The 16784-nt window shown below is 34.0% G+C and carries 17 protein-coding genes; 7 read left to right on the top strand and 10 right to left on the bottom strand.

Going from position 1 to position 16784, the window contains the following annotated elements; genetic code table 11:
- Positions 1-12 precede the first annotated feature (12 nt).
- Both ACNQGN_RS05390 and ACNQGN_RS05395 read right to left on the bottom strand, forming a co-directional pair.
- Positions 13-729, bottom strand: a complete 717-nt coding sequence (locus tag ACNQGN_RS05390) for a phosphoglycerol geranylgeranyltransferase (RefSeq protein WP_417986819.1) — start codon at positions 727-729, stop codon at positions 13-15.
- Positions 730-786: 57 nt separating this feature from the next.
- Positions 787-1446, bottom strand: coding sequence for a 4'-phosphopantetheinyl transferase family protein (locus ACNQGN_RS05395; RefSeq protein WP_417986820.1), 660 nt, complete (start codon positions 1444-1446; stop codon positions 787-789).
- A gap of 275 nt (positions 1447-1721) precedes the next feature.
- Here ACNQGN_RS05395 and ahcY point away from each other — a divergent pair, with 275 nt between their 5' ends.
- Positions 1722-3038, top strand: coding sequence for an adenosylhomocysteinase (ahcY, locus tag ACNQGN_RS05400; protein ID WP_417986821.1), 1317 nt, complete (start codon positions 1722-1724; stop codon positions 3036-3038).
- A gap of 361 nt (positions 3039-3399) precedes the next feature.
- Here ahcY and rpmA read toward each other — a convergent pair whose 3' ends face one another.
- The gene (gene rpmA, locus ACNQGN_RS05405) at positions 3400-3666 is read right to left on the bottom strand and encodes a 50S ribosomal protein L27 (RefSeq protein WP_026709571.1); all 267 of its coding nucleotides are present in this window, start codon (positions 3664-3666) and stop codon (positions 3400-3402) included.
- A gap of 23 nt (positions 3667-3689) precedes the next feature.
- Complete coding sequence (rplU, locus tag ACNQGN_RS05410) at positions 3690-4112, bottom strand: 50S ribosomal protein L21 (RefSeq protein WP_291248821.1); 423 nt, start codon at positions 4110-4112, stop codon at positions 3690-3692.
- A gap of 264 nt (positions 4113-4376) precedes the next feature.
- Here rplU and ACNQGN_RS05415 point away from each other — a divergent pair, with 264 nt between their 5' ends.
- Positions 4377-5702, top strand: a complete 1326-nt coding sequence (locus ACNQGN_RS05415) for a M16 family metallopeptidase (RefSeq protein ID WP_417986822.1) — start codon at positions 4377-4379, stop codon at positions 5700-5702.
- A gap of 13 nt (positions 5703-5715) precedes the next feature.
- On the top strand, positions 5716-7131 hold the full coding sequence (locus ACNQGN_RS05420; protein ID WP_417986823.1) for a M16 family metallopeptidase: 1416 nt from the start codon (positions 5716-5718) through the stop codon (positions 7129-7131).
- A gap of 85 nt (positions 7132-7216) precedes the next feature.
- On the opposite strand, the gene ACNQGN_RS05425 is transcribed toward ACNQGN_RS05420, so the two are convergent.
- Positions 7217-8083, bottom strand: coding sequence for a DMT family transporter (locus tag ACNQGN_RS05425; protein ID WP_417986824.1), 867 nt, complete (start codon positions 8081-8083; stop codon positions 7217-7219).
- 105 nt (positions 8084-8188) lie between these two features.
- On the opposite strand from ACNQGN_RS05425, the gene ACNQGN_RS05430 reads away from it, so the two are divergent.
- Entirely contained in the window at positions 8189-8572 is a 384-nt protein-coding gene (locus ACNQGN_RS05430) for a heavy-metal-associated domain-containing protein (RefSeq protein ID WP_417986825.1), read from the top strand.
- A gap of 62 nt (positions 8573-8634) precedes the next feature.
- Here ACNQGN_RS05430 and gldD read toward each other — a convergent pair whose 3' ends face one another.
- The 4 genes from gldD to mutY are packed head-to-tail and all read right to left on the bottom strand — an operon-like array spanning position 8635 to position 12049.
- The gene (gldD, locus tag ACNQGN_RS05435) at positions 8635-9198 is read right to left on the bottom strand and encodes a gliding motility lipoprotein GldD (protein WP_417986826.1); all 564 of its coding nucleotides are present in this window, start codon (positions 9196-9198) and stop codon (positions 8635-8637) included.
- Between the two features lie 6 nt (positions 9199-9204).
- On the bottom strand, positions 9205-10500 hold the full coding sequence (locus ACNQGN_RS05440; RefSeq protein WP_417986827.1) for a gliding motility-associated protein GldE: 1296 nt from the start codon (positions 10498-10500) through the stop codon (positions 9205-9207).
- 23 nt (positions 10501-10523) lie between these two features.
- Positions 10524-10964, bottom strand: coding sequence for a single-stranded DNA-binding protein (locus tag ACNQGN_RS05445; protein WP_417986828.1), 441 nt, complete (start codon positions 10962-10964; stop codon positions 10524-10526).
- A 47-nt stretch (positions 10965-11011) separates the two neighbouring features.
- Positions 11012-12049, bottom strand: a complete 1038-nt coding sequence (mutY, locus tag ACNQGN_RS05450) for an A/G-specific adenine glycosylase (protein ID WP_417986829.1) — start codon at positions 12047-12049, stop codon at positions 11012-11014.
- Positions 12050-12182: 133 nt separating this feature from the next.
- Between mutY and ACNQGN_RS05455 the strand changes: the two genes are divergently transcribed.
- On the top strand, positions 12183-12473 hold the full coding sequence (locus tag ACNQGN_RS05455; RefSeq protein WP_016989051.1) for an HU family DNA-binding protein: 291 nt from the start codon (positions 12183-12185) through the stop codon (positions 12471-12473).
- 325 nt (positions 12474-12798) lie between these two features.
- The gene (locus tag ACNQGN_RS05460; protein ID WP_417986830.1) at positions 12799-14343 is read left to right on the top strand and encodes an Rne/Rng family ribonuclease; all 1545 of its coding nucleotides are present in this window, start codon (positions 12799-12801) and stop codon (positions 14341-14343) included.
- A 165-nt stretch (positions 14344-14508) separates the two neighbouring features.
- On the opposite strand, the gene ACNQGN_RS05465 is transcribed toward ACNQGN_RS05460, so the two are convergent.
- The gene (locus ACNQGN_RS05465; RefSeq protein WP_417986831.1) at positions 14509-14952 is read right to left on the bottom strand and encodes a nucleoside deaminase; all 444 of its coding nucleotides are present in this window, start codon (positions 14950-14952) and stop codon (positions 14509-14511) included.
- Positions 14953-14990: 38 nt separating this feature from the next.
- Here ACNQGN_RS05465 and ACNQGN_RS05470 point away from each other — a divergent pair, with 38 nt between their 5' ends.
- Positions 14991-16760, top strand: a complete 1770-nt coding sequence (locus ACNQGN_RS05470; RefSeq protein ID WP_417986832.1) for a 1-deoxy-D-xylulose-5-phosphate synthase — start codon at positions 14991-14993, stop codon at positions 16758-16760.
- Positions 16761-16784 lie beyond the last annotated feature (24 nt).

Here is a 16784-nt window from a genome sequence, read left to right on the forward strand (position 1 = left end):
GATTCTTTTAAATTATTCATTAAAAAAATTCATATCATTTTCGAAAGCAGTCCCGATTACCACTAAATCAGCTCCTGCATAATACGCATTTTGAATTCCTTGCAAATCTACAATTCCACCTCCAACTAGTAACGGAATTTCAATGTTTTGAGAAATTTTTTTAATCATTTGTATGGGAACAGCTTGTTTTGCACCACTTCCCGCTTCCAGATAAATTAATTTATTACCGAGCATTTCACCAGCTTGTGCGGTTTGAATTACATAATCAATATCATCCCGATCCAACGGTTTGGTTTTACTAACGCGCTCCACTGCAGTTTTATTTCCACTTTCTATCAAAATATATCCAGTTGAAATAATTTCAAGCTGGGTTTGTTTTAAAATGGGTGCCGCTTTTACTTGGTGTTCAATTAGAAAATCGGGATTACGACCTGAAATTAAAGACAAGAACAAAATGGCATCGGCTTCATTTGAAATTTGGGTTGGATTTCCAGGAAAAAGAACGATTGGCAAATTTATTTTTTGCTTTATGCAAATGATTAACTCATCTATGATATTACTTCTAACAAGGCTTCCGCCAATGAAAATGTGAGTCGCTGGTGATTGATTGATTTTTAAAATTAAATAATCCAAATTCTCCCAAACTACTTTATCAGGATCGATAAGAATCGCGAGTAACTTTCCGTTTTCGCTTTTTGCTTTTAGAATATTGTTATAAATATTTGTCATTTTGGACACGTAGATGACGCGGATTTTAAGAATTTACGGGGTTATTTAACTAAATCACTAATTTTCAAAAGCATAAACTAATGTGAAATTTTGCTTTGTGTGTTCGCTATCAATCGATTCTATTTCTTCAAAATGAATTTTAAAATCCTTCACTAAGCTATTAAAATGAAGCTTAGCAATTGTTTGTTTAACCTTTAAATCGAAAGCATTGATTATGATATGATCTTTAAAACTAATTCCTTTTTCGTTTCGGATTTTGAAAAGCGCTTCTTTGGCTCCCCAAATCACAGTCAATTTCCGTATATAATCTTGTGTCTTTTTTGATTCTAAGAATTGAAATTCTAAGTCACAAAATTTATCAGCGATTCGGATGATTTTATCTCTTTGTAATTCGACATCGATTCCTACGGTTTTATCACTAATGATAATAGCCGAAAAATCATGGGAATGGGTAATTGAAATATGTTTTTCGCTTTTAAGGTGCGGTTTACCGAATTCATCATAATACAAATCCAAATCTGTGTGACCCGTCTCCTGCAATAACTTGCGAACACTTAGAAAAGCACGTTGATGCATTTCAGATTTCATTCCGTCAAGCCGGATTCGATTGCGATCATTTAAAACCACTTGCCCAAATAACTCTTCAAAGGTTTCGGTGATTTTCCAAATGAAGATTTGAGTGTTGGAATCAAAGTTTATGGTTTTGTAAAGCGGCATCGTGTTATAGTCTTGATTTTTAGTTCCGATTATTTCACTTGATTTCCATTTATATCGGAGTTCACTATACTTCGCTTGAAGTAAAAATTCTTTTTATTATTAAGAAAAAACAAAAAGACTGCAACAAAAAGCGAAAAATAGCTCCAAAAAAATTATTTAGTTAATGTTCAAAAGATTAGCCAATTAAACAATTCATAAATCTTTTAGAAAACAGTTAAATTCTAAAGTTATTACGTAAATTTGCAAAAAAATTTACAATTACAAATATACTATAAATGAGTACTACAACTATGCCTTTTGTGGCTTTCAAAGTAAAAGACATTTCTCTAGCGGCTTGGGGAAGAAAAGAAATTGAACTAGCTGAAGCTGAAATGCCAGGTTTAATGGCACTTCGTGCGGAATACAAAGACGAACAACCTCTTGCTGGCGCTCGTATTGCAGGATGTTTACATATGACAATCCAAACTGCGGTTTTGATTGAAACTCTTATTGCTCTGGGTGCTGAAGTAACGTGGAGCTCTTGTAACATTTTTTCTACTCAAGATCAAGCTGCTGCTGCAATTGCTGCTGCAGGAATTCAAGTTTATGCTTGGAAAGGACTAAATGAAGTAGATTTCGACTGGTGTATTGAGCAAACCTTATTCTTTGGCGAAGACAGAAAACCATTGAACATGATTCTTGATGATGGTGGAGATTTGACCAATATGGTTATTGACCGTTTTCCTGAATTGGTTGCCGGAATCAAAGGATTGTCTGAAGAAACTACAACTGGTGTTCATAGATTGTATGAAAGAGTAAAAGCAGGAACATTGCCAATGCCCGCAATAAATGTAAACGACTCGGTTACTAAATCGAAATTTGACAACAAATACGGTTGTAAAGAATCTGCAGTTGATGCTGTTCGTCGTGCAACTGATATTATGCTTGCTGCAAAAAGAGTAATCGTTTGTGGATATGGTGATGTAGGTAAAGGAACTGCAGCTTCTTTTAGAGGTGCTGGTTCTATTGTTACTGTTACTGAAATTGACCCTATCTGTGCTTTACAAGCTGCAATGGACGGTTTTGAAGTTAAAAAATTAGACACGGTTATTGCAACTGCTGATATTATCATTACCACTACTGGAAATAAAGATATCGTTTTGGGGTCTCATTTCGAAAAGATGAAAGACAAAACTATCGTTTGTAATATTGGGCATTTTGATAACGAAATTGATATGGCTTGGTTAAATGAAAACCACGGCGCATCAAAAATCGAAATCAAACCACAAGTTGACAAATATACTATCGCTGGAAATGATATCATCATATTGGCCGAAGGTCGTTTGGTAAACCTTGGATGTGCTACAGGTCACCCAAGTTTTGTAATGAGCAACTCATTTACTAACCAAACTCTAGCTCAAATCGAATTGTGGAAAAACAGCGCGGCATACAACAATGACGTGTACATGTTACCAAAACATTTAGATGAGAAGGTAGCTATGTTACACTTAGCTAAACTAGGCGTTGAATTAGAAACATTACGTGTTGATCAGGCTGATTATATTGGAGTTCCAGTTGAAGGTCCTTTCAAACCGGAATATTACAGATACTAGTCTTTTTAATGACACATTAAAATTACGAATTACTATGAAGACCCTTGCAATTCAATGCGAGGGTTTTTTGTTTTTGGCCGTGACATTTTGGTGCTTTTTTACTGTTATCTATTACACATAAACACTAGGTCAACATAACAAAAAATGATTGTTTAGCTAATCGATACAAATGGAAGAAAAGTAAAAAATCGTGGAAAAGGATCAGAATAAATCTATTTACCTGTTTTTTTCAATCCGCAAAACACTATATCATCTTTGATTCTCTTTCATAATGATGTTTTTTTATGTCTGCTTAAGGAGGGGACAATCCATAAAAAAACCCGTTTCTTTCGAAACGGGCTTTTTAATAATTGACAATCAATTATGCTTCAACTTCAAATGGAAGTATAGAAACATATGATTTATTATCTCTTTTCTTTTGGAACTTAACAACTCCATCTACTCTTGCGTGTAGTGTGTGATCTTTACTAATGTAAACGTTTTCACCTGGATTATGTTTTGAACCTCTTTGTCTTACGATGATGTTCCCAGCAATAGCAGCTTGACCACCAAAAATCTTAACACCTAAACGTTTTGATTCTGATTCTCTACCATTCTTAGAACTACCGACACCTTTCTTGTGAGCCATGACGTATTAGTTTTATTTTGTTATTATTCTTGTGTATCTTCTTTTTTAGCTTTAGCTACTTTTTTCTTAGGAGCTTCTACCTCTTCTGTAGTTGCTTCAACTGCTGCTTTTTTAGGAGCTGCTTTTTTAGCACCAACACCAGTAATACCTTCAATTACAATTTGAGTAAGATATTGTCTATGACCGTTTCTCTTTTTGTATCCTTTTCTTCTTTTCTTTTTGAAAACGATAACTTTATCTCCTTTTAAGTGTTGTAACACTTTAGCTTCTACTGAAGCACCTTCTATAGCTGGGGCGCCTATTGTGATTGTACCGTTATCATCTAACAAATAAACTTTGTCGAAAGAAACTTTCGAACCTTCTTCATTTGCCAAACGGTGAACGTAAACCTTAAGGTCTTTGCTTACTTTAAATTGTTGCCCTGCTATCTCTACGATTGCATACATACTGAATTGTTTTAATAATTTTTAAGGTTGCAAATATACAATTAAATATTTATCCTGCAATCCCTCAAGCAAAAAAATACCTTAGCTGCTTTAAAGTTTGTTTTTCAATACTTTAAGCAATCTTAAACGCTATTGATCCAATCAAAATTTGTTAAAATTAACGGAAACTTTAAATCATCAGACAATCATGATTAAAAAAAGGTATTTTTGAAGTATAAATATTTTTCGTTTTTATCTATTGCAAATAGAAATGTATTAATCCGTATGAAAAAACTAATAATAATGTTAAGTACTGCACTTATGCTTGGAGGAATAGCTTCGGCTCAAAAAATAGCTTTCGAAGAATATGATTTAGAAAATGGCATGCATGTTATATTGCATAATGATTCTTCTGCGCCAGTGGTGGTTACTTCTGTAATGTATCATGTAGGTTCAAAAGATGAAACACCGGACAGAACAGGATTTGCTCATTTTTTCGAACACCTCTTATTTGAAGGTACTGAAAACATAAAACGTGGCGAATGGTTCAAAATAGTCACTTCTAATGGCGGAATAAATAATGCCAACACCTCTGATGATCGCACATATTATTATGAAGTATTTCCTTCCAACAATTTAGAATTAGCGCTTTGGATGGAATCCGAAAGATTAATGCATCCTGTTATCAATAAAATTGGCATTGACACACAAAACGGAGTGATTAAAGAAGAAAAAAGAAGTCGTTATGATAATCAGCCTTATGGAAATATTATTGGAGCCGTAAAAGAAAATATATTCAAGAACCACCCCTATCGCTGGACTACTATCGGCTCGATGCAACATTTGGACGCTGCCACTTTAGAAGAGTTTCAGGCCTTCAATAAGAAGTTTTACATTCCAAATAATGCCGTACTGGTTGTTGCTGGAGATTTCGAAAAAACAAAAGCCAAAGAGTGGATTCAGAAATATTTTGGACCAATCCAAAAAGGGAAGATCCTAAAAAAACAAACTTTCGCTGAAGAACCAATTACACAAACTATAAAAGCGACATACGAGGATTCAAATATCCAAATTCCAATGGTCATCGCTACTTACAGAACGCCTTCGATGAAAACGAGAGACGCCAGAGTCTTAGATTTAATTTCATCTTATTTAAGCGACGGAAAAAGCTCTAAATTATACAAGAAGATCGTTGATGAGAAAAAGATGGCTTTACAAATTGACGCTGTTGGTTTTAGCCAAGAAGATTATGGTATGTATATTTTGTATGGCTTACCAATGGAAACACACACTTCTGCAGATTTAATAAAGGAGATTGACGAGGAAATTGTAAAAATTCAGACAGAATTGATTTCGGAGAAAGATTTTCAAAAATTGCAAAACACATTCGACAATCGATTTGTAAACAAAAATGCCACCTTAGAAGGAATTGCAGAAAATTTAGCGACCTATTATTTGCTTTACGGCGATGTGCATTTAATTAACACTGAGATCGATTTATTGCATTCAATTTCACGTAAAGAAATTAGAGAAGTGGCAAAAAAATATTTAAATCCAAATCAAAGACTTATTTTGGATTATATCCCTTCGAAAGCAAAGGCTCAAAATTAAGACGTTTTCAATCATGAAAAAAATAACTATTCTAATATTCATTTTGCTTATCACAGGATCCATGCAAGCACAAAATCGTCCACAGCCAACACCTGGAGTTTCTCCAGTCGTAAATATAAAAAAACCACATACCTTTATTTTAGACAATGGTTTAAAAGTACTGATTGTCGAAAATCACAAATTACCCAGAGTAACTTTTAACCTTGCATTAGACAACGCACCTTATGCAGAAGGCAATAAAAAAGGCGTTGATGAATTATGTAATAACCTAATAGGAAATGGAAACATAAAAATGGCTAAAGACGCCTTCCATGAAGAAATCGATTTTTTGGGCGCCAACATAAACTTTAGCACACAAGGTGCTTATGCCAGCTCCCTTTCTAAATACTCAGGAAGAATCTTAGAACTCATGGCTTATGGCGCACTACATCCAAAATTCACACAAGAGGAATTCAATAAAGAAAAAGCCAAATTATCAGAAGGACTCAAAGCCCAGGAAAAAAGTGTTCCTGCAATCGCTAATAGAGTTGTTGATGCACTAGCATTTGGAAAAAATCATCCTTCCGGCGAATCCATAACCGAAGAAACCCTTAAAAATGTTACGCTTACCGATGTCGAATCCAACTATCAAAATTATTTTGTCCCCGAAAACGCCTATTTAGTGATTATTGGAGATATTAAATATAACAATGTGAAACCTATTATTGAAAGGCTCTTTGGTTCATGGAAAAAAAGAAGCACACCAAAACTAACGTATCCTGATCCGCAAAATGTTGCCTTTACCCAAATCAATTTTATTGATATTCCCAATGCCGTTCAATCCGAAATCTCACTAGTGAATACGTTAAATTTAAAAATGAGCGATCCTGATTTTTTCCCTGCTGTAATAGCTACTTATATTCTTGGCGGAGATTTCAATAGTTATCTCAATATGAATTTGAGAGAAAAAAATGGCTGGACTTATGGCGCAAATTCAATCATCGGCTCTGGAAAATATGTCACAAAACTAAGATCAGCATCCGCTGTAAAAAGCGCTGTCACCGATCTTGCTGTGGTAGAATTTATCAAAGAAATTAAAAAAATAAGAACCGACAAAGTCTCAGAAGAACTACTTAAAAATGTGAAAGCTGGATATATCGGTCGCTTTGTAATGCAGGTAGAAAAACCACAGGCAATAGCTCGATATGCTTTAAACATAGAAACCGAAGATCTTCCTGCTGATTTTTATGAAAACTACATCAAAACCATAAATGCAGTTACTCCTGACGATATCCTTCGTGCGGCCAACAAATATTTTCTTTTAGACAATACCCGAATTATTATTGCCGGAAAAGGATTGGAAGTTATTCCCGGATTGGAAAAACTAAACATACCTATATTTTACTTTGACAACTATGCAAATCCCGTAGAAAAACCAGTTTACAAATAAACTTATTATTGTATTAAAAAAAGCAAAGACTGTTCAAAGCAGACTGTCTTTGCTTTTTTTAAAACTTGCAACACCAATCTGAAAACTACTTTTTAGCAGACAAATACACTCCAATCAAAATAATAAAAGCACCAAAAAACTGAACTGTAGTCAGCATTTCATTATCCAATAATCCCCAAAAGAAAGCAACTACAGGAATCAAATAGGTTACTGATGTAGCAAAAACCGGAGAAGACATCTGGATTAATTTAAAGAAAAGAATATTAGCAATTCCAGTTCCTACAACTCCCAAAATCATTATAAACAAAACCGAATGCTGCACTTTATCAACGTGAATTACATCGAAAAAACCAGAGAAAAACAAAATACTTATTGTTGGTAACAATAGAAATGCAAAATTACCAGTAGTAATACTCAACGGGCTTAAATCATGCAAATATTTTTTTAACAAGTTAACATTCACGGCATAGCAGACCGAAGCGATTAAAACTAAAACAGCATAGTAATAATTTTGTTCCGGATGATGAATCGCTCCATTTAAAATCAACAAAACACTTCCTATTAAGCCAATTAACACTCCAAAAATTTGATTTCGTCTAAACTGTAATCCAAAAGCCAAACCTCCCAAAACCAAAGTATTTAAAGGCGTTAAGGAATTCAAAATTGAACTTACTGAACTGTCGATTTCTGTTTGAGCAATCGCAAAAAGATACGCAGGAATAAATGTTCCAAACACAGAAGTCATTGCTATATATTTCCATTTTTCTTTTGGAATATTTGCTAAACTTTTAAAACCTATCAATAAAAGAAAAATTGCTGCAAAAATGATTCGCAAAGATCCTAATTGCAAAGCAGTTAAACCAACCAATCCTTTTTTTATCAGTATAAATGAACTCCCCCAAACTAGAGCAAGAACTATTAAATAAAACCATTTCAATTGCTTAGAATCCATAACCATAATTTTGCCCCAAAATTGTAATTATTTTATGAAATACCGCTCCTTTTTTTCATTAATTTTGTGGCTCATTGTTAGTCCTTTAATTTAAATCAAATAAAAATGAATTTCACAAAATCAATAGCAGCTATAACACTTGCTTGTGTTGTGTTTATAAGTTGTAAAAAAAACGCAGCAGAAACTACTCCGACTACAGCGGCTTCAGCAGAAACAAGCGCGCCGAAAGTTAAAAAAGAAATTGCAGCAGCTAATCTACAAACCGCAAATTTCAAAGTTGAAGGAATGTCCTGCGCTATCGGTTGTGCCAAAACAATTCAAGAAGACTTGACAGAACTTGAAGGAGTTCAAAAAGCAACTGTAGATTTTGATACAAAATTAGCCACCGTAACTTTTGACAAAACGATTCAAAGTCCAGAAAAACTAACTAAAGTTGTGGAAGCAGCTGCAGATGGAAAAACATATACTGTTTCTAATATGAAGTCGTAGTTAGATTTTCATTTAACAGAATAAAAGCATTCACTGTTCGGTGAATGCTTTTATTTTATGAATTATTTCCATTTTAAGGTTTCCATCAATCTTTGCATATCGTTTTTGATATAACTTGCTGCGGGCATAATGGAATCAAAATTAGGCTTCGTATAGAAATAAACAGAACCTGTCACAAAATGCTTGGTACTGTCCGTCGCATAAAACTGTGAGTTCGTTGCTGCATCACCATCAACCTGATAAAACATGCCGTAGACCTTTTTACTGGGATTCAAATAAGGCTGTTCTAATATATCATCTGCTTTTATAACATGCTCATAAGTTAGCTTTTGAGCATCCCGTAATAATTTATCGATATCATTATTCACGGGTTTATAAGTTAGGTAAATAGTAGCCTTCATTTTTGGATACGAAATCGTAAAGCCACAACTTTTCTCCCCTTTGATGATAGCATTTGAATTTATTTCGAAAGCAAAGGGACAATCGTTTTCAAAATTAACATATTTTGCTTCGGGGTAATCCAAACGCAAATAACTTGCTGGTTTAGGCACAACATCGTCCTTGCAACTAAAACTCAATAATGAAAGTAGTACTATTGTTGAAAAAGTGATTATTTTTTTAAACATTTTTAATTATTCAATCGTTACTTTTATTTGTTTAACTCTTTTTTTATCTACCGCCTCTATCGTAAACAGGCAATTTTGAAATACAATTTTCTGGTCTTTTTTCGGAAAATTTCCCAAAATCTCTAGAATAAATCCGGCTAATGTTTCCGCTTCTCCTTTCTTTATTTCGAATAATTCTTCATCAACTTCAATGATTCTATAGAAATCCTTAAGGTTAATTTTTCCTTCAAAAAGATAATTTTTATCGTCAATTTGAGAAAAATTAATATTTTCATCGTCAAATTCATCACTGATATCACCAACGATTTCTTCAATCACATCTTCTAAAGAAACTAAACCGGAAGTCCCACCATATTCATCAACAACAATAGCCAAATGACTTTTCATACTTTGAAAATCTTTAAGCAAGTTATCTAATTTTTTATTTTCAGGAACAAAAAAAGGTTCTCTTAGCAGTGACTTCCAATCAAATTCACTCGTATTTATATGAGGCAGTAAATCCTTCACAAATAAAACGCCTTCTATTTGATCAATATTATCCCGATAAACAGGAATTCTTGAATATCCTTTTTCAATAATTTTTGGACAAATAACTGAAAAAATTTCTTCGATTTCCAAAGCAAAAATATCGATTCGAGGACTCATTACCTGTTTCGTATCCGTATTTCCAAAGCTCACAATTCCCTCTAGTATTTTTTGTTCATCGGACGAAGTTTCATCTGTGGCGGTAAGCTCTAATGCCTGAGACAATTGATTTACGGAGAAGTTCGTTTTTTGTTTTCCTAACTTATTATGCAAATAGATAATAGCAGAGCGCATCGGTAGACTTATCGGAGAAAGCAATTTGTCAAGTGCTGCAACAGGATACACAATTAGTTTAGCAAACTTGATATTGTTTCTGCTGGCATACACTTTTGGCAAAACTTCTCCAAATAACAATAACAAAAAAGTAAGTACAATTACCTCCAGAATAAATTTTAACAGCGACGAATTCACAGCAGCAAACAAATTTCTTCCTACAAATGAAAATAAGATTACAACTCCAATGTTGATAAAGTTATTAGCAACAAGAAGTGTCGCTAAAAGCTTTTTTGGTTTTTCTAAAAGTTCAGCAATGATTTTTCCTTTTGAAACATTTTCCTGCAAAGTTTCATCAATATCTTTTTGAGACAAAGAAAACAATGCTACTTCTGCTCCTGAAACTATTGCAGAACAAAAAAGCAAGGCAAATATCCCGACAAAACCAAACACTAGGTCAGTGTCTACGGCATAAGCAAAATATAAACTGGGCTCTGGGTCCAAATTAAAAAAGATTAGTTAAACAATCAAAACGGCAAATCATTGACTGGCAAACCGTTGTTTTGTGGGTCAAAGTTAGTATTTTTTACGGATTCTGAATTTTGACTTTGTCTGTTAATCTCGTTATCCTTCTTTATAGATAAAAAAGTAAACTCGGTCACTTGAATTTCAGTCGTGTATTTGGTAGATCCATCTTCCGCTTGCCACTGACGTGATTTCAATCGACCTTCTACATATATCTTATCTCCTTTCGACAGGTACTTTTCACACAATTCGGCCGCTTTATTGCGCACAACCAAATTATGCCACTCCGTGGACGTGATTTTTTCATTGGTTGTTTTGTTAATGTAGACTTCATTTGTTGCCAATTGAAATCTACCAATACAATTTCCTCCATCAAAATAATGCATTTTTACATCATCTCCCAGATGACCTATCAGCATAACTTTATTCAATGTTCCGTTCATATATGTTAAAATTGTATTTCAATCAAAGATACATTTTTTTAGAAACTTTATAAATCCTTTTCGATAAAATTATGAATCACAATAGGAAACGGAAACGTTTTCAAACTGACATTATTTATTCCGTTTTCAAGTACACCATCGATATTCACCTTCCAAAACTTAATATATAAATGTTGGTGCGACAATTTATGAATGATGCTTTTTTCACTACATTCACCAACACTTATAATGTCATAATTAACACCCAAAGTCTTTTGTATTTCTGTTGAAATAAAATCGAAGTCTTTTTCCTTTTCGGTTTCAATCAAAGGAAACTCATATAAATTATGCCAAATTCCTTTATTAGTTCGCTTTTGAATTAAAGTATTCTCTTTTTCATCATTCAGCACCAAATAATTAAAAAAACGATTTCTTACTTTCACTTTCTTAGACTTAAATGGCAATTGCTCTATTTTGTTTTTTTGCAAGGCAGCACAACTTTCATTAAAAACACATATCCCACAATTAGGGTTTTTTGGAACACATTGCAATGCACCAAACTCCATAATAGCTTGATTAAAAATGGCAGGATTATCTTTTGGCATTAATTCAAAAGCTAAAGCGGCAAATTCCTTTTTGGCAGAACCTGCTGCAATATCCGTCTCAATGTCAAAATAACGAGACAAAACCCGAAAAACATTACCATCAACAACAGGAACCACTTCGTTATATGAAAAAGAAGCAATCGCGGCGGCAGTATATTCTCCAATTCCTTTTAGTTTCAACAAGTCCTGATATCTATTTGGAAAAACTCCCGATAATTCTTCCGCTACATGCTTAGCGGTTTTATGCAAATTTCGGGCACGAGAATAATAGCCCAAACCTTGCCAAAGTTTCAAAACTTGTTCTTCATCGGCTTTTGCCAAATCAAAAACAGTAGGAAATGCGGCTGTAAAAGACAGAAAATAAGGCATTCCTTGAGCAACACGTGTTTGTTGCAACATGATTTCAGACAGCCAAATAGGGTACGGATTGGTAGTATTTCGCCAAGGCAAATCACGCTTGTTGCGTAAATACCATTGTATTAACAAGTTAGAAAAAGTCATGTTTTAATTATTTGTTGGCAAAAGTAAAAGTTTATGTTATTAAAATTTAATGAATTAGCTTGAATAATTGTTTTTTAAATTCCTATATTTGCAAACTCAAAAAAATAGTACAACATAATAAATAGGAAAGAAAATGACGAAAGCAGATATCGTAGCAAAAATTTCAGAAAAATTAGGTCTTGAAAAAGGAGATGTGCAAGCAACTGTAGAGACTTTTATGAATGAAGTAAAGAATTCATTAGAAACTGGAGACAATGTTTATTTAAGAGGTTTTGGAAGTTTTATCGTGAAAACTAGAGCTGAAAAAACAGGTAGAAATATCTCTAAAAATACAACAATAAAAATTCCTGCACACAACATTCCTGCATTTAAACCTGCAAAAGTTTTTGTAGAAGGAGTGAAGATAAATAACGAAGCAAAATAATATATTAATTAATCATAAATCTTCAAGATATGCCAAGCGGTAAAAAAAGAAAGAGACATAAGGTAGCGACTCACAAACGTAAAAAAAGAGCGAGAGCTAACCGTCACAAAAAGAAAAAGTAGTTTTAAACTACTTTTTTCTTTTTAAACGTTCATTGAAATTGAGAAAGAGACGAAAAGATGAAAGACAAACAGATAAAAGGCCAAATAAGCTATTATCTTTAAATCTATTATCTAAAAAACTTCTTCTCCCCGGGTTCAATACCTGTTAAAAATATTGTTTAATCCATTTGTTCGCCTCGGCGAATAGATAAAAAATTTACAGCGTGAATAAAGAATTAATCATTAGATCTAGTTCTGAAGCCGTAGATTTTGCCTTATTAAAAGATGGAAAACTAATTGAATTACACAAAGAAGAAGAAAAAAGTAACTTCCAAGTAGGTGATATTTTTATTGCCAAAATTAGGAAACCCGTTGCTGGACTTAATGCCGCTTTTGTAAATGTAGGCTTCGAAAAAGATGCTTTTTTACATTATCACGATTTAGGCCCTAATTTATCTTCCCAACTGAAATTCATAAAACTTGTAAGCGCAGGTAAATTAAAAGATTTCTCCCTAAAAAACTTTCAGTTTGAAAAAGAAATAGACAAAGATGGTACCATCACAGATGTATTAAGTGCCAATCAATCTATTTTAGTACAAGTCGTCAAAGAACCTATATCGACCAAAGGTCCAAGAATTAGCGCTGAGCTTTCTCTTGCCGGAAGATTTATAGTTTTAGTTCCGTTTTCTGACCGTGTTTCTATTTCTCAAAAAATAGAAGACAAAAAGGAAAAAGAACGCTTGAAACGATTAGTACAATCCATCAAACCAAAAGGATTTGGTGTTATTGTTCGCACAGTAGCAGAAGGCAAAAATACAGCCGAATTAGAAAAAGATTTGCAGAACCTGCTTAGCAGATGGACTGCAATGTGTAAAAAATTACCAACTGCTCATCATCCGTCTAAAGTATTAGGAGAACTCAACAGAGCATCTTCTATATTAAGAGACGTATTTAATGATACCTTTAGTGGTATTCAAATTGATGATGAAGAGTTGTACAACCAAACGAAGGATTATTTGCAAGAAATTGCACCTTCAAAACAATCAATTGTTAAGTTTTATCAATCAAACGATACGCCTATTTTTGAGAAATATAACATAGAGAGACAAATCAAAACTTCTTTTGGAAAAACAGTATCCATGAGTAAAGGAGCTTATCTTATTATCGAACACACTGAAGCTTTACACGTTATAGACGTAAATAGCGGAAACCGTTCAAATAAGGCTACCAACCAGGAAGATACGGCCATGGAAGTGAATATGATTGCTGCTGCTGAAATTGCAAGACAATTACGTCTTCGCGATATGGGCGGTATAATTGTAGTCGATTTTATTGATATGTCTAATCCCGAAAATCGTAAAGTTTTGTTCGAATTCCTACGAGAAGAAATGAGCGATGATAAAGCAAAACATAAAATCTTACCTCCGAGTAAATTTGGATTAGTTCAGATTACAAGACAAAGAGTAAGACCAGAAGTAAACATTAAAACTAGAGAAGAAGATCCAAACAATGAAAATGGAGAAATTGAAGCTCCAATATTAATCATTGATAAAATTGCTTCTGATCTAGAAAGAGTTTTAAAAAATCACAAAGAAGTTGTCCTTAATGTACATCCATTTGTGGCAGCATACCTTACAAAAGGTTTTCCATCATTACGTTCAAAATGGTTTCTTGAACATAAAAAGTGGGTGAAAATCATACCTCGTGACGCTTACACGTATTTAGAATATCATTTCTACGATAAAAAAGAAAATGTTATTATAGAATAAATTAAAACCGCCTTTCGTGAGATTGGCGGTTTTTTTATGCGCCATTGTGAGACAAACGAAGGAATTTGGAGCTATTTACTCCTATGCCCTACAATTTTTTTCAAAGCTTTTTAGGTTCATTAGATCTCCACTGCCATTTGGGCCACGAAATTCGAATAATAGATTTTATTTTCTTCTCTCAGTAAAAAACCGCTTCATCAACTCTGAAGACTCCTCAGCTAAAACTCCTCGAACAACAGTAGTTTTAGGATGTAATTGCGTTCCCATTTTTACAAAACCTCGATTTTCATCGGTTGCACCAAAAACAATTTTCGAAATCTGACTCCAATATAAAGCACCGGCACACATCTGACAAGGCTCTAAGGTCACATAAAGCGTACAACCTATTAAATACTTACCTCCCAAATAGTTAGAAGCAGCTGTAATAGCTTGCATTTCGGCATGAGCAGTTACATCAACAAGCATTTCAGTAAGATTATGACCTCGCGCTATTACTTTATTATCAACAACAATAATTGCACCAACAGGGATTTCGCCTTTTTCAAATGCCATTTCAGCTTCTTGCAAAGCTTTTCTCATAAAGTATTCGTCGTTGAAAGGATTTATCATAGTTACAAAAATAAGAATTCAATTCGTACATTTGCTTCATGTCAGATAATTTACTTTCAAACATAAATAACCCAATTGATTTACGTTTACTTGACGAAGCCCAACTTCCTCAAGTCGCTCAGGAATTACGTGATTTCATTATTGATATTGTATCTGTAAAAGAAGGACATCTCGGCGCAAGTCTAGGAGTTGTAGAACTTACCATTGCTTTGCATTATGTTTTTGACACACCAAACGATGTTTTGATTTGGGACGTAGGACACCAGGCTTACGGGCATAAAATATTGACAGGAAGAAGAGAAAATTTTCACACAAATCGACAATTAGGCGGTATTTCCGGTTTCCCTAAGAGAAGTGAGAGTATTTACGATGCTTTCGGCGTAGGCCACTCCTCTACTTCAATTTCGGCAGCTCTTGGAATGGCAATTGCTTCTAATTTAAAAGGCGATCATAACAAACAACACATCGCTGTGATCGGAGATGCCTCCATCGCTTCAGGGATGGCTTTTGAAGGACTAAATCACGCCGGAGTTACGGATGCTAATTTATTAGTAATTCTTAACGATAACGCCATAGGTATTGATCCAAGTGTGGGAGCATTAAAACAATATCTAACTGCTGTGAAAGAAGGAAAAAACCCAAGACAAAACAATATGATTAAGTCCTTGAATTTTAATTATTCAGGACCAATTGATGGACATGATATTTTTGCAGTTAATAAAGAATTGAAACGACTGCAAAAAATAAGAGGCCCTAAATTCCTCCATATCATTACCACCAAAGGAAAAGGATTGCAACAAGCCGAGGAAGATCAGGTAAAATACCATGCTCCCGGAAAATTTAATGCAAATACAGGCGAAATTCATATAAAATCTGAAGAAAATTTACCTCCAAAATATCAAGATGTTTTTGGCTTGACTGTATTGGACCTGGCTAAAAGCAATGAACGAATTGTTGGAATTACACCAGCTATGCCATCAGGAAGCTCCCTAAAATTCATGATGGATGCGTTTCCAAAACGTGCTTTTGATGTGGGAATTGCCGAGCAACATGCAGTAACTTTAGCAGCAGGAATGGCAACCCAAGGGATGATCGTTTTCTGCAATATTTATTCGACTTTTTTACAAAGAGGATATGATCAAGTGATTCATGATGTGGCTTTACAAAACTTGCCGGTTATTTTTTGCTTAGACAGAGCCGGATTAGTTGGAGAAGACGGCGCAACACATCACGGCGTTTTTGATTTAGCTTATTTACGATGCATCCCAAATATGATTATTTATGCCCCGCTGAACGAAATAGCATTACAAAATATCTTATATACTGCACAATTAGGATTAAGCAATCCTATTGCTATTCGCTATCCACGAGGTCGTGGCGTACTTACTGACTGGAAATCAGACTATAAAAAAATAGAAATCGGGAAAGCAAATTGCCTTAAAAAAGGCTCTAAAATTGCTGTTTTATCCAATGGAACAATTGGTAACAATGTTACTTTGGCTATAGCCAAAACACACCACCCCGAATCCATTGCGCATTATGATTTTTCTTTTGTTAAACCATTAGATGATAAGGAATTACATTCTATTTTTACTACATTTACAATCATAATAACAATAGAAGACGGCGTTATCAAAGGTGGCTTTGGAAGTGCCGTTCTCGAGTTTGCATCCGAAAATAATTATACGTCAAAAATAACCCTTCTTGGTGTTCCTGATGAATTCATTGAACAAGGAACCGTTAGCGAATTACAACAATATTGTAAAATTGACGTTAAAAGTCTTGAAATACTTTTTTCAGGTTATTAAAATAATTATTTTGCACCCTTAAAT

Source organism: Flavobacterium rhamnosi (assembly GCF_048286515.1).
Classification (GTDB): domain Bacteria; phylum Bacteroidota; class Bacteroidia; order Flavobacteriales; family Flavobacteriaceae; genus Flavobacterium.

What these genes read in the sequence shown, in the direction of transcription:
- gldD (WP_417986826.1), bottom strand. Translation starts at nt 9,198, where the DNA reads ATGTTTAAAAAAATAATCACTTTTTCAACAATAGTACTACTTTCATTA.
- ACNQGN_RS05415 (WP_417986822.1), top strand. Translation starts at nt 4,377, where the DNA reads ATGAAAAAACTAATAATAATGTTAAGTACTGCACTTATGCTTGGAGGA.
- mutY (WP_417986829.1), bottom strand. Translation starts at nt 12,049, where the DNA reads ATGACTTTTTCTAACTTGTTAATACAATGGTATTTACGCAACAAGCGT.
- rplU (WP_291248821.1), bottom strand. Translation starts at nt 4,112, where the DNA reads ATGTATGCAATCGTAGAGATAGCAGGGCAACAATTTAAAGTAAGCAAA.
- ahcY (WP_417986821.1), top strand. Translation starts at nt 1,722, where the DNA reads ATGAGTACTACAACTATGCCTTTTGTGGCTTTCAAAGTAAAAGACATT.
- rpmA (WP_026709571.1), bottom strand. Translation starts at nt 3,666, where the DNA reads ATGGCTCACAAGAAAGGTGTCGGTAGTTCTAAGAATGGTAGAGAATCA.
- ACNQGN_RS05445 (WP_417986828.1), bottom strand. Translation starts at nt 10,964, where the DNA reads ATGAACGGAACATTGAATAAAGTTATGCTGATAGGTCATCTGGGAGAT.
- ACNQGN_RS05390 (WP_417986819.1), bottom strand. Translation starts at nt 729, where the DNA reads ATGACAAATATTTATAACAATATTCTAAAAGCAAAAAGCGAAAACGGA.
- ACNQGN_RS05420 (WP_417986823.1), top strand. Translation starts at nt 5,716, where the DNA reads ATGAAAAAAATAACTATTCTAATATTCATTTTGCTTATCACAGGATCC.
- ACNQGN_RS05425 (WP_417986824.1), bottom strand. Translation starts at nt 8,083, where the DNA reads ATGGATTCTAAGCAATTGAAATGGTTTTATTTAATAGTTCTTGCTCTA.
- ACNQGN_RS05395 (WP_417986820.1), bottom strand. Translation starts at nt 1,446, where the DNA reads ATGCCGCTTTACAAAACCATAAACTTTGATTCCAACACTCAAATCTTC.
- ACNQGN_RS05470 (WP_417986832.1), top strand. Translation starts at nt 14,991, where the DNA reads ATGTCAGATAATTTACTTTCAAACATAAATAACCCAATTGATTTACGT.
- ACNQGN_RS05465 (WP_417986831.1), bottom strand. Translation starts at nt 14,952, where the DNA reads ATGATAAATCCTTTCAACGACGAATACTTTATGAGAAAAGCTTTGCAA.
- ACNQGN_RS05430 (WP_417986825.1), top strand. Translation starts at nt 8,189, where the DNA reads ATGAATTTCACAAAATCAATAGCAGCTATAACACTTGCTTGTGTTGTG.
- ACNQGN_RS05455 (WP_016989051.1), top strand. Translation starts at nt 12,183, where the DNA reads ATGACGAAAGCAGATATCGTAGCAAAAATTTCAGAAAAATTAGGTCTT.